A 13970-nucleotide genomic window follows, 5' to 3' on the forward strand; every position below is an offset into this window, starting at 1 on the left:
ATCATAAAAAATTCCCCATCCTTGATCATTATCTGTCTACACTCCAAGTTGTTTTTGAGATAATTATCCGTTATTATTGGGGAATTTCACACCGTTGTTATTAGGGATTTTACCACCGTTGTTTTCAATGGTCTGAAGAAAAGCTGGGTTCTCTACAAAAGCTTGATTATGATACAAGTTATCGTGTTTATCGGAAAACACATTTTGATAGTACCTTGTCTTATAAAGGTCATAAATGGCTGCTTCCAAAAGAATTTGCAGTAAAAGAAATTCTAGTGAAACAATCGCTATCTGGAGTGATGCGTTTCTATTATCAAGGTGAAGAAATTACGGCCATACAAACATCTGCATCTGTTATTTCTTTAGCAGACCAAATAAAAAAGAAACAGAGTGCCGTGGTTGCCGCCCCGCATTCTGTTCCCACAATACCGGTAAATACTCGTTCTCTCTCCGTTTATGACGACCTCGTGAGAGGTGAATCATGAACGAAAACATGAATGAGTATTGCCGAAAGCTAAACTTGTCTGTCATCGCTGAACAATGGTCAGCGATTGCCGATCAAGCAGCTAAAAATAATGTACCATATTCTTCGTTTCTCTTCAGCCTTTTAGAGGCAGAAGTCATTGAAAGACATCAAAGAACGACCAAAACACTTATTAAGCTTTCGAAACTTCCGTTCCGAAAGACACTAGATGAATTTGATTTTACGGTTCAGCCCTCTATTGATGAACGGCGAGTAAAGGAACTAATGACCTTGTCCTTCTTAAAGAACCATGAGAATCCTATCTTCTTAGGCCCACCCGGAATTGGAAAAACACATCTAGCTGTTTCCATCGGACTGCAAGCCATCTCTCATGGGTACAAAACATATTTTATTTCAGCTCATGATCTAGTTTCGCAATTGAGGAAAGCAGACCTTGATCAAAAGCTAGAAAAGAAACTTCGATCTTTTGTAAAACCTAGCCTACTCATCATTGACGAGATGGGCTATATGAAACTTGATAATCACAGTGCTCATTACTTGTTTCAAGTGATTGCACGACGTTACGAAAGAGGTTCAATTATTCTTACATCCAACAAATCATTTGGTGAATGGGGGGATATCATCGGGGATCCAGTAATAGCAACTGCCATGCTAGATCGACTCTTACATCACTCACGCATATTCAACTTAAATGGAGAAAGTTATCGGATGAAAGAAAAGAAGTTACAGAACGAAAAACAGAAGGGTTCGTAAGAACTCCTTCTGGGGATTTTTAAACCGGACATTTTGGGGAAGTTATAGCTGGCCTTGACATCTAACTCAATTCCAAAATTCCGTTGAAGAAAGTGGATGACTTCAGAAGAGAAAATACTTATATCCTTACCTACTGGATAAATTTGTTTATGGAGATTTATAATTCTTTTCAAAGCGCCATGCATCACGACACATTGCAATAATATCACGTTTGGCTGTCCATCCTAGTTCCTGTTTTGCTTTTGAAGCATCGGCATAGCAAGAAGCAATATCCCCAGATCTTCGATCTACGATTTCATAAGGAACTTCAATATCATTAGCTTTTTCAAAAGCTTTCACTAATTCTAGTACACTAGTACCTTTACCGGTTCCCAAATTATAAACATGAACACCTTCAGTTAGATTTTCCAATGCGGCAACATGGCCCTCAGCAAGATCCGCTACATGAATGTAATCGCGAACCCCAGTACCATCCACCGTAGGATAGTCATTTCCAAACACACGTAATTTCTCAAGTTTACCTTTTACTACTTGAGTTACATATGGCATTAGATTATTAGGAATTCCGTTAGGTGCCTCACCTATTTGTCCGCTCTCATGGGCACCTACTGGATTAAAATATCGAAGAATTGAAACTGAAAAAACAGGGTTTGCATTTGCTATATCAGTTAATATTCGTTCACTCATAGCTTTCGTTTCACCATAGGGATTCGTTGTTGGTAGGAGATCCATTGTCTCTATAAAAGGTACTTTATTATCTCCATACACTGTTGCTGATGAGCTAAAGACAAATCGATTTACACCATATTTCTGGCAAGCCTTAGCAAGAACCAAGGTGCTGACGATGTTATTATAATAATAGTCTAGTGGTTTTTCTACAGATTCACCCACTGCCTTAAGACCAGCAAAATGAATAACACCATCAATCTTGTAATTTCTGAAAATAATATCAACAGCTTCTGCATCTGTTACATCTATCTCGTAAAAAGTAACTTCTTTATCAGCTATATCCATGATTTTCATAATAGTCTCACTCTTACTGTTAGAAAGATTATCAGCAACAATGACTGAATGCCCCGCTTCCAACAAAGCAATGCAGGTATGTGAGCCTATATATCCAGCTCCCCCGGTAACTAGAATGTTCATAGAACAATATCTCCTTTTTATAAATTAAATAATCCTTTACATGTAATGCCTATATAATAATTGTTCCTCTTCTCAATGCAACTGTTTGTTATAATATCTCTTTTGTGCACAAAATATTTTAAAAATGAATCTTTTAATAAACCTTTTCTTCTTAATTCCAAGTAACTTTATTAACTTTTAATTTTTTCCAAGGCATCTAAATTCCCGCCTTACCGATATTTCTATATTAATTACAAAAAACTCTCTAGTTTCTTGCAAGTGTTTTAATTTTATTTATACTCTTTGATATCTCATTCCTTTTAACTAAAAGGTAAAATATATAAACAAGACCATAAAACACAAAAGCTGTCCAAGTATTTAAAAACCAACTAGAAATAATAAATAAAGAAACCATATAAATTTCTAATATTATATCTTTAGTTACTTTAATTTTTAGGCATTTTGCTAATAATACCTCAGAAAAAATAGATTTAAATACTAATGCTATTAGGAATGATAATATAGCTAGTTCTAAATTTTTCAAACCAACAGTAAATATTACAGTTAATAGCACACTAAATAATAATGAAATAGCATTGACCATTAGCATTAACCTTTCTTTTCTTAAAGCTTTTAAATAAGTATTTATTAACAAAGCTGTCTTCCCTTCAAATACTACCATTGGAAAAACTAATACCATAAAAATCAAACTCTCTTTATAATTAGGTAACCAATACATTAAAGCTATTTTTATGGGATAATAAAATATTAGGATCAATAACAAAGATGCGCCTAACAGGTGTCTTATTACATTATAAACTTCTGGGAGTTTATCTTGATCAATCCTTTTAAGAATCGGAAAAATTATTATACCTATAGCAGTTATGAAAATCATCAAAAAGTTGGAAATACTTAATGTGAGTGATACTTTTGCAAAGGTAGCTATATCCCACGTTCTTTCAACTCCAAATCGTACAACTCCTATAATTAACATTCCAGCAATGTTAGCAAACATTAATTTATATCCAGCATTTATATTCTGGATTGTTTCTCTAATATTAAAATGAAAGTTTTTCAATGTATTAAATATTATATCTTTACAAAAATATATAGCTACAATCAATGAAATCAATTTACCGATGACGTCAGAAATGATAAAAAATTTAAAACCTACCATATCAAATAGTATAAATAAAGTAACTGAAAAAATAAAAATTACTTTCTCTAACAGAGTAATTTTAGCAAATTCCCTTATCCGATTAGAAGCCTGGAATATATGTATAAGTATATACCGAGAATTTACTATTACTACTAATAATGCAATCATCTTAATAATATATAACCTATCTTTATCATCTAATAGAAAGCTTGATACAGTTACAATAATAATCGAGATAAATAGTTGTGATAGAACTAACATTATGAATTGATTATTAAGTAATCTATAATTCAACTCTTTATAATGTAATCCACCATACCTTAAATATATACCATCGCTCCATCCAAAATGTAAAAATCCTACGTATGATGCATAAAAAACAAACAATTGAAAATAACCATATTCCTCAACACCTAATACTTTTGGCAATATTAGAACAATCAAAATTGATACCGACATTGATATTAAATTCGATATAAATGTGTATGAAAAATTTTTAATTAGATTTAATGCTTTGATATTCATGTTTATACCCCACTAGAATTTTAGACGAAGTAATAATATTCCATATTTAAATTTTCATTTTTGTTGAGTATCGACCAGTTTTAACAAAGATTAGTACTTCAAAATTCACCTTTATTGTTGGTTAAGTTGTCTAATAGCTTGCTCAAGTGTACTCAAGTAGAAAACTATTTATCATTATCGCTTAAGACCTTCAAGAACTTTAAACTAATCGAGTGAGTGGGGGAAATTCTAAAACATTTCCGAACTATGTGATACAATATTACATTAGCTGATTTCATACCAATTTCTTAATCTTTTGCAGGAGTATGGAACCCCCATTGTAACCAAAAATTAACCAAAACATCTTTGCAACACTATACTTCCGTCCTCTTGTGTCATTTAATATGTGTTTATGAGATTGTATAAAACGTAAAACATTTCTTAAATCAACTTTATTCCTTAAATAGGGTAGAAGTGAAATAGTGTTTGCAAATTTATTCGCAAAAAAGGTTTTTACTTGTGTTTTCTCATTTTGTTTTTCACTTTTATATACATGATAATTATTGTAAAAAACCTGAAGCTGGCCCATTATAGCAGAAGATGACATTACATTAGTTATAGATCCCTCTCTCTCTAATCTATAATTCACAACCGGTGTATTAATTAGAAAAAAACTTTGACAAAGACGAATATATCGCATAAAAAATTCACAGTCCTCTGCCCCTATTAAATCAAATTTAAATTGCAACTTATTTTTTTCAATAATTGATCTGCGATAAACATTTTTACCAGCACCCCAAAAAGTGGTCCTACTAATTATCATCTTTGCCAACATATTATTCTGATCAAGTAATTGATGTTCACTATTGATAGGTAAATAATCAATTATTTCTTGACCGTTTGGGTACGTTTTTATTAAAGGACAAATTAGCATATCTATATCAATAATATTCCGCTTAAAAGCTTGCATAATTTTTTCTAGTGTTAATTCCTTCATATAGTCGTCTCCATCTATAAAAAGGAGATACTTTCCTAAAGCAACATCTAGTCCTGCATTACGTGCATCAGATAATCCTCCGTTTTTTTTATGAATAACTTTTATACGGTTATCAGAGGCAGCATATTGGTCACATATATTAGAACAATTATCAGGTGACCCGTCATCTACTAAAATCAATTCAAAATCATTAAATGATTGCCCCAATATACTCTCAATGCATTGAGGTAAATATTTTTCTATATTGTAAATAGGTACTATAATACTAAGAAAAGGCAATCTAATAACCTCCTTTATTACTCAATCTATAACTAGATGTTTTCAATCTGACTCTACGATTTATACTAAAGAGGAACCATGGTAATAAAAAGTACATAATAAAATTTCCAAATATTATCTGAACATTAAATCCCATACTCATAGCAAAAAACAACCCTGTATATGCATATATATACTTAAATTCTATATGTTCTTCATTTTGTGACTTAAAATCAAATCTTAACATTAACCATTGTGCAATTAGCATAAATAATACTGGGAAAAAGGGAAAATATGCATAACTATTACCTATCATCGGAATAATATGAGATACATTTCCTACGTTCAAATAAAGATTAAAATAAACATTGATACGATCATTTTGATCTACATAATTGGAAAGTAAAGGAATAGTTCCCAAAAAATCATTGACTAAAGTAGATAAACCCATTTGGCCTCCAAAAATACCCACCATATCTAAAGACTGGGCAACTACTCGTGGTCCAGAAAAATACTCCTGAAACTGCCCAAAAAGCACATTGAAAATACCTCTATATGGATTTAGGGATGAATCTAGTGCCCAGGTAAATTTATAAATAGAAATCGAGGCAAATATTACCACAGTCATTGAAATAAGAATTCCATAAAATACTTTAGGAGTTTTTGGGAACAAACGAGCCATTACTAACATACATACAATACTTGAAAAAACAATGATCCAACGAGATGTCGAAATGAGCATACCCAAATAAATAAATACAACTAACCAAGCTAAAATTATTAAAAATCCATTATTACTTTTGTCATATATCTTTTTAATAAAGGATAAACTGACCAGCAAAAACCCTAGCCTTAATACCGGAATAATTAGTAAAAAGAATCCTGACATCGGTAATTTAGATATATTTTCAGTGTTATCACCTATTGAGGATAGAGTATTAGGTATTAAAGAATCCGGACTTACTGCTAAAATTATTGGTAGTGTTAACGCCATAAAAATAATAATAATACTTTTATTACTAAGAACCTTAATTGTCAGTTCGGAGCTTGATTGTTGTTTCTTTTTATAGTACAAAATAGCAAATATCGTTATGAAATAAACTGATATAAGTTCGAATACCATTAAGATTATCGCTAAACTCATACTGGTTTGTGATGGATTAGGGCCAAAGCCGAGACCACTATATGCTGACGAAAATACAATTGAAAAAGGTGTTAAAACGTACCGAATAAATATGATTATGTTAGCAACTATAAATACCACACCGTAGTTATAATTAATTTTAGTGAAAACTCCATAATATACTAGGGTACTCACAAAATAACCAAACGGCAATAACCATAGTAAATTATAAGTGGTATTAGTTGTAAATAATAAAGTGTAAATTGTAACGCCAAATGCTAAAATTAACGTGGTAAAAAAAAATCTCTTTTTAAAACCATTTTTAAACTGTAACTCACTTCGCTGTTTCATTGAACCGCTCCTATTGGTTTACACGTTTCACTTTTACAAATTTATAAGCCCTAAACCGTTTTTACGTTATCTACAAATCCTTTATAAAAATTCGTCCTCTTCTTATCTAAAAATTCCTTATCAAATTCTTTAGCCTTTTTAAAACTCCTCTTAGCTTCGGACAGCATCATTTTTTCATCCATCTTTTTAAGCAACTCACATATTTCATCAACTGCACCATTTCTAAATATAAAGTCTTTATTTAATAACTCAGGAATTCCCCCTGTTTTTGATCCTAAAGAAGGACACCCTCTACTCATCGCCTCAACCAAAGCCCTTGGCAATCCTTCTTGCTTACTTGGCTGAATATAAATATCTATATTATCGAGGTAATCAAAAACTTTATCATGAGGTAAGGCTCCTAAAAAGAAAACTTTATCTTCTACACCATATTCTTTTGCAACAGACTTTAAATATTGGTTGTCACCACCTCCAGCGAGATGATATTCAAAATTATGACCTTCTTTATTTAATTTTGATACAGCTTTGATTACATATTCTTGACCCTTATACCGCACATTCACTGCTGCGGTTGTACCAATAATAATTGGCTTGCCTTTTTCCACAAGATTAATTTTTTCGATTCGCTTCTCTAAAGTACCTTTTTCTAGTCTAGGTAGTACCACATCTGAGCAACCAATTGATTTTCCTTTAGTTGGATATCTGCTTTGTAAAAACTCATTCGTAACATATACGGCATACGGGGCATCTGTTAATGTTTTTCTTGTGAAAAGCCACATAAATGGGGCAATTATTTTACCTTTTAAGCTATGATTCCAGAATGCATCCCAAGGGCACCCAACTACTTCAACCAAATATTTTCTATTCATTTTTTGGGCATATCTTACAGCCACTATTCCATAAAAACTTGGCATCCTTACCACAATATAATCATGATTATATACTGCTTTTTTTACTTTTCTAATCACAGTTATAAAGTTCCGAAGATTAACTTTTGTATTAATCAGATCTAAATTTACATTAGTAACTTCGTTATTATCGTTAATTAATTTGGCATGTTCTTTCGTAGCAGAACGTTCATTTGCAAATACAGTTACTTCACCAAACCAATGTAGATATCTTTGAAACACCCCATTATTTAATGAACCACTTGTATAATATTTACCATTTTTATTTATAAATTTATGGCCATGAAAAAAGATCATAATTGCTTCTCCTTTAACCTATCAGATAACTCATGGTGTTTTTGCTCAATAATTTGTCTTTGTTTTTGCAGTTTTAGTCGAATAGTTTCTTGATTCTTGCTTAATTTAACAAAACTTTGAATTGCTTTCTCAGCATCGAACTCACTCATAGAAATTGCATAATCTGCTAGGCCTAAATCTTTCATTATGCCTTGCCCTTTATTCCCTCCATAAGTTATAGCGATTGAAGGTACACTTTCAGATAAAGCAAATATTACTGAATGAAACCTAGTTCCTACTACATAATTAAATCCACTATAAATAGCCTTTAGATCCCTGCTAGTGTAATCTTTGTTCTCGATCATAGAATACTCATCGTTTTTTAACTTTGAAGTAATTTCTAATATACAACTCTTATCACTTTCGTGAGTTGTCTCAGACAATGTGTGATCGATAAAAACAGGGAGGTAATCATTTTCAAAAAGCCATTTTGAAAATAAAACCATATTATTGATATAGTTTTCGTATTTTGTTTTAGGGTCACTACTCCCTGGAAATCTATATGGTCGAGCTGTTATAGCAACTAACTCTCTATTTGGGAAAATTTTTCGTAGTTCATCTAATTCATCATTAGACCGTTCATTTTTATTTAAAGAAAACCCTAGGTCTGGGTACAACTGTGACTCTACGCCAATATCTGAAAGCATTTTTTGCGATATACTCTCCCGTACAGTCACTAATTCGCATCGGCTTAATACTTTACGCACCAACCATTCTACTCTAAACCCCTGAAATGGGCCAAAGGAATTCGGCATCACGTAGATCGGTTTTCTGAATGATTGAGCCAGTAGGATATGAAAAAGTAAATAATATATAGTATAAGAATCGGTTAGTTTCCCACTGGAATGAATAAATCCACCGCCTTTTACGAAACAAGCTTCACTTTCCTTAATCGTATTTAACGTCTGTTTACTTTTTTTAGATAAAAATGGATATAAAATAGTTCGTGTGACCTTTGGAAATATTAATAGACTTCCTATCAGGTCAAATAGAGCGACAGAACCCCATTTTAAAAGTAGTTTAATATTGTAATCATTGTTTTTATTAGACTTAAATTTTCTACCAGGATGTTTTAAAATTGGATTAAGCACTTTAATCCCTATCGATCGAGATTGTTCAGTTAAAGACTCCTTCTCAGCTAACATATAAAATTCTCCATCTAACCCGGACCTCTTAGCTACTTCTATAGTTTGCCAAATAAGTGCTTGATCACCTCGGTTCAAGTCATTATTTGCTGGAAGAATTACGATTTTATTCATCTATTTAGACCTCGCCTTATTAATTTTGGTTATGATGCCGCTATATTTCTTTAATACATTTTCAAAATAGAAATCTTTTATTCTTTTTTTATTTTCCATTGCCATTTTCTCACTTAATTGCTGATCATTCATTATAGCTTTGATATTTTTTGAATATCCATGTACATCTTCTGGACTTATTAAGTACCCACCTTTACCATTGTCGACTAGGTCTGAATTCCCTCTTATATCGGAACCCACTACAGGTAACCCTGCGGCCATAGCCTCCATTAGGGATAAAGAAAGACCTTCCCTATAAGATGGGAAAGCAAATAAATCAGAAGCCTTACAAATTTCATCTATATCATTGCGATAACCCATTAGGATTAATTGTTCTTCTATACCTAATTCTTGGGCCAATGCTTTTAATTGGCTCTCCAAGGGCCCTTGTCCGCAGATTAAGTATTTAATATTTCTATTTTTTATCTTCGCTATTGCTTTAATGATTACTTCATGGTTTTTATTTTTATTTAGCTCGCCGACGGAGAGAATTATAAAGCTATCTTTTTTTACTCCTATTTCTCTTTTCTTTTCGTTCTTATCCACTTCTATTTCATTAAACCTTTTATTATCTAGACCAACACCTGGTATATATTCAATACTATTGGCCTTAAACTTTTTTGCTCTTTTATAATCCTCTTTATTTAAAGTAAGTAATATATCTGTATATCTTGAGAGCCATTTTTCAACAGGGTAATATATCAACCAATTCAGAAATGGTGCTCCTTTGTAAAAATGGAACCCATGTGCTGTATATATAACATTAGTATTTTTTTTCCTAGCATCTTTTGCAGCTAGACGGGTTAAAGCTCCACCCACAGGTGTATGACAATGAATAATATCAAATTCATTGGAGTCAATAATATCTTTTAGTTGTTTATATGTTTTAAAATTATTATATTTAATTGGAGACCTCTCAAAAGGAAGGTTATAATAATTATCGCAATAAGGTATGACACAGTCTTCTTTATTTTCATAATCGTTCTTTGCACAAACAGATGTCTCATACCCATTCTCCTTATACCATTTTAAAAAGGGAATATGGAACACCATGATATGAGCTTTTACGACAGTAGCAACAAACAATACTTTTTTCTTTTCCATTTTCATTTCTCCGTTAATCTTATAGATGTTTCAAAATCATAAATCGTATATCTATTTTTGTATTCATCTATTTGCTTGTCATATACCAAGTCACCAAATACTTTCTTTATTGTGCTAATACTAATTAGTCTTAGGATTAAATTAAACAATTTAGTCATCCTCATCTTGGTCCCATGTAATTCTGCTATCATTTTGACCATTTCTGATGTACATACATAGTCAGCATTCTGAGGGAAGAACAAACCAGATTTAGATTCGTCTATTATTAATCGTAAAAATTCACATAGATTACCAATGTAAATCATACTACGCTTATTCTCAATACTTGGAAATATTGGAAGTTTTCGTGCGAGATTTCCTAATCTTGCATAGTTACCTTTACAACCTTTACCATAAATCATTGGTGGACGAATAAATGCAATCTTAAATTCATTACTCCCTAAGGGGTTTATTAATTCCTCTGCTTGTAGTTTAGATTTGCCATAATTACTTTTAGGTTTAAGTGGGGAGTTTTTATCAATTACACCACTTTCAATTCCATAAACACTCATGGAACTAAGGAATATGAACTGTTTAACACCTTCTCTTTTTGCTTTTTGAGAAACTTCATACGCCAAGTCACGGTTTACCCTATAATAAAGGTGTGCGTTTTCCTTTGTTTCCTTTATATGTGCTATCCCAGCTACATGAAGTACCACATCATACACCGAGAATTCCTTTTCTTTCCAACCATTATTTCTTAAGCTAATACAGTCTATAGAATATTTATCGGGATTTTTTCCAAGCCACTTCACTAGGCTCATCCCTACGTAACTATTTTTACCTGTTATTAATATCTTCTTCATTTAGAAATGCTCTCCTTACTACTAGCAACTTCCTTCTTAGCTCCAGTCCCACCTTCAACAACTCCATCGCTCTTCACAACACTTACAATGGTACCAAAGAAACACTTAACATCCATCCCAAGACTAATCTTCTGAACATACTCCCCATCCAACTTTGCCTTTACCTCAATAGGAAGTTCGTCTCTACCATTAATCTGCGCCCATCCGGTAAGTCCTGGAGGAACATCATTAGCACCATATTTATCTCTTTCTTTTATCAAGTCATACTGATTCCAAAGTGCTGGTCTTGGCCCAATAATACTCATCCGCCCAACAAAGATATTCCAGATCTGTGGTAGCTCATCAAGTGAAGTTTTCCTCAGGAATTTACCCATCTTTGTGATATACTGTTCTGGATTACCTAATAAATGAGTTGGAGTGTCCTTAGGCGTATCTATTCTCATGGTACGAAACTTCAAGATATTAAAATGTGTCTTGTTGATACCGACACGTTTTTGCTTAAACAGAACCGGCCCTCTTGAGTCAATCTTAATAGAAATGATTAAAATTAAATAAATCGGTGATAATACTATAAGTCCAATTAAAGAAAGAATAATATCTATCAATCTTTTAATTTTCATATACATGCGTGTAACACTCCTTAAAAAGCTATTTTTTAGTAAGTTAGGACTTAGTTGGAAATCATTAGACTCTCCATCCAACTACTAATCCACTAAACAACCTAATTAATATACCTGATGTAATATCTATTCAATCTACAAAACATATACAAGAAAATTATTCACTTCATTACACAATAGCCGAGTTTCTACTATTATATATACCTGCAATATTAGCTTCTTTCTTACCTACCCAACATACAAGCGGGATCCTTACAAAAAAGGACCCCACTTGTTTCTTTAATTCACATTCTTCACTAATAATGTTTCTTTTTTATTTGCTAACTCCAAAACATAATCAGATAAAAAACGAGCATCAAATGATTGATGATTTTCAATGAGGTTAGATACTCTCTCATAATCAAATTCGACGGTTTTCCCTATAAAAATCTTTGGGAAAACCTCTTTTTTGTGCACTTCATTTTCCCCTAAGAGTTCTTCATACATCTTCTCACCAGGACGAATACCTGCATATTTAATCCCGATCTCTTCGATGTTGTATCCGGAAAGATGAATAAGGTTCTTTGCTAAGTCTACAATCTTAACGGGTTCTCCCATATCCAAGACGAAGATTTCTCCACCACGAGCTAACGCACCCGCTTGCATAACTAATCGTGAAGCTTCTGGTATCGTCATAAAATACCGGGTCATATCAGGATGTGTAACCGTAACTGGCCCACCAGATTGAATTTGCTTTTTGAACAATGGAATAACTGACCCTCTGCTACCCAAAACATTCCCGAATCGTACAGCTACATAATTTGTCTGGCTTGTTTTATTTAATTGTTGAATGACCATTTCAGCTATTCGTTTCGTTGATCCCATTACATTAGTTGGGTTTACAGCTTTATCAGTAGATACAAGTACAAATGTCTTTACTCCGAACATATCTGCAGCTTCTGCCACATTTTTTGTTCCGATTACATTGTTCTTAACCGCTTCTTTCGGGTTATATTCCATTAACGGCACATGCTTATGAGCAGCAGCATGATAAACTACATCTGGCGCATGTACACTCATTACTTCAAAAATACGGTCACGGTCTTGTACATCTGCAATAATAGGTATAATTTCAAAATCTTTACCGTGTCTATTTCGTAATTCCATGTCGATTTGATAGATGGAGTTTTCACCATGCCCTAATAATAGAAGTTTATTTGGTTTGAATTTGCTTACTTGGCGGCAGATCTCGGAACCAATTGATCCACCAGCCCCTGTAACAAGAATGGTTTTACCCGTAATTTTCTTAGAAATACTTTCCATGTCTAACTGAACGGGTTCTCTTCCTAGTAAGTCCTCAACTTGAACTTCACGGAATTGGTTGACTGCTACTTTACCAGAAACAATATCCTCAATCATAGGCATGATTTGAGTTTTTGCATTTGTTTTGCTGCACTCTTGATATATCTTCTGAATTTCTTTTTTACTTAATGAAGGAATGGCGATAATGATATTTTCAATGTTAAGTTTTTCTACTAATGTCGGAATATCTTTTGTTCTTCCGAAAACCGTTACCCCATAAATTTGCAGCTTTTCTTTTTTAGGGTCATCATCTACAAATCCTACTGGTAGAAGGTCTGTATCGTGACTCTTAATCAACTGGCGTACTAACATGGATCCTGCAGATCCAGCGCCAATGATTAGAGCACGGCTTTTTTTCACTTCTGGGCGTAAGTAATAGTCTCTATACATTCTCCACGAAAAACGAGAACCACCAATTAGAATAATATGTAGCATCCAAGTAATTCCCAATACACGTACATAAACATTACCATTAACAATAAACTGTATAATTGCAGCTGATAGTATAGATAGTGTTACAGCACGTACTATACCCAGCATTTCCCCAATGCTTGCATACTCCCACGCTTTTTGATATAGACGATATTTGAATGCAAACAAATGATGGCTAGCGAGTAAAGCGATGGAGCTAATGACGAGTGTTTTAAATGTATAGATGTTGAAGTAAGGATGAAGAGTGAAATAGCCCATATAAATGGCTGTTAAAACAATCACTGAATCAAGTAAGATCAACATCGATACTCGTTTTTGATAGCTCAAATTAA

12 protein-coding genes are annotated in these 13970 nt (G+C 32.9%); 2 read left to right on the plus strand and 10 right to left on the minus strand.

Annotated features, from left to right (window positions below; all coding sequences use genetic code 11):
• Positions 1–215 precede the first annotated feature (215 nt).
• Together M3196_RS07980 and istB are read left to right on the plus strand one after the other, a co-directional pair.
• On the plus strand, positions 216–485 hold the full coding sequence (locus tag M3196_RS07980) for a hypothetical protein (RefSeq protein ID WP_251321754.1): 270 nt from the start codon (positions 216–218) through the stop codon (positions 483–485).
• Positions 482–1237 (plus strand): IS21-like element helper ATPase IstB, encoded by a 756-nt coding sequence (gene istB / locus M3196_RS07985; protein ID WP_251321755.1) that lies wholly within the window; start codon positions 482–484, stop codon positions 1235–1237. The genes M3196_RS07980 and istB overlap by 4 nt, the downstream gene beginning before the upstream one ends.
• A gap of 147 nt (positions 1238–1384) precedes the next feature.
• Here istB and galE read toward each other — a convergent pair whose 3' ends face one another.
• From galE to M3196_RS08035, 10 genes are all read right to left on the minus strand, one after another.
• Complete coding sequence (galE, locus tag M3196_RS07990; protein WP_251321756.1) at positions 1385–2383, minus strand: UDP-glucose 4-epimerase GalE; 999 nt, start codon at positions 2381–2383, stop codon at positions 1385–1387.
• Between the two features lie 244 nt (positions 2384–2627).
• Positions 2628–4046 (minus strand): hypothetical protein, encoded by a 1419-nt coding sequence (locus M3196_RS07995; RefSeq protein WP_251321757.1) that lies wholly within the window; start codon positions 4044–4046, stop codon positions 2628–2630.
• 274 nt (positions 4047–4320) lie between these two features.
• Positions 4321–5301, minus strand: coding sequence for a glycosyltransferase family 2 protein (locus M3196_RS08000; RefSeq protein ID WP_251321758.1), 981 nt, complete (start codon positions 5299–5301; stop codon positions 4321–4323).
• 1 nt (position 5302) lies between these two features.
• Positions 5303–6754, minus strand: coding sequence for a hypothetical protein (locus M3196_RS08005; protein ID WP_251321759.1), 1452 nt, complete (start codon positions 6752–6754; stop codon positions 5303–5305).
• 50 nt (positions 6755–6804) lie between these two features.
• A complete protein-coding gene (locus tag M3196_RS08010; RefSeq protein ID WP_251321760.1) occupies positions 6805–7959 on the minus strand; it encodes a glycosyltransferase in 1155 nt (384 codons plus the stop codon).
• Positions 7956–9257: a polysaccharide pyruvyl transferase family protein gene (locus M3196_RS08015; RefSeq protein WP_251321761.1), complete on the minus strand. Its 1302-nt coding sequence runs from the start codon at positions 9255–9257 to the stop codon at positions 7956–7958. Before M3196_RS08015 ends, M3196_RS08010 begins: the two co-directional genes overlap by 4 nt.
• Positions 9258–10400 (minus strand): glycosyltransferase family 4 protein, encoded by a 1143-nt coding sequence (locus M3196_RS08020; protein WP_251321762.1) that lies wholly within the window; start codon positions 10398–10400, stop codon positions 9258–9260.
• A 2-nt stretch (positions 10401–10402) separates the two neighbouring features.
• Positions 10403–11245 carry an NAD-dependent epimerase/dehydratase family protein gene (locus tag M3196_RS08025; protein WP_251321763.1) on the minus strand — a complete coding sequence of 281 codons (843 nt, stop codon included), beginning with the start codon at positions 11243–11245 and terminating at the stop codon, positions 10403–10405.
• Positions 11242–11871 (minus strand): sugar transferase, encoded by a 630-nt coding sequence (locus M3196_RS08030; RefSeq protein ID WP_251321764.1) that lies wholly within the window; start codon positions 11869–11871, stop codon positions 11242–11244. Before M3196_RS08030 ends, M3196_RS08025 begins: the two co-directional genes overlap by 4 nt.
• Before the next feature lie 273 nt (positions 11872–12144).
• Complete coding sequence (locus tag M3196_RS08035; RefSeq protein ID WP_276531308.1) at positions 12145–13965, minus strand: polysaccharide biosynthesis protein; 1821 nt, start codon at positions 13963–13965, stop codon at positions 12145–12147.
• Positions 13966–13970: the final 5 nt, after the last annotated feature.

The sequence above is a fragment of the Fictibacillus nanhaiensis genome, assembly GCF_023715445.1.
Lineage (GTDB): Bacteria > Bacillota > Bacilli > Bacillales > Fictibacillaceae > Fictibacillus > Fictibacillus nanhaiensis_D.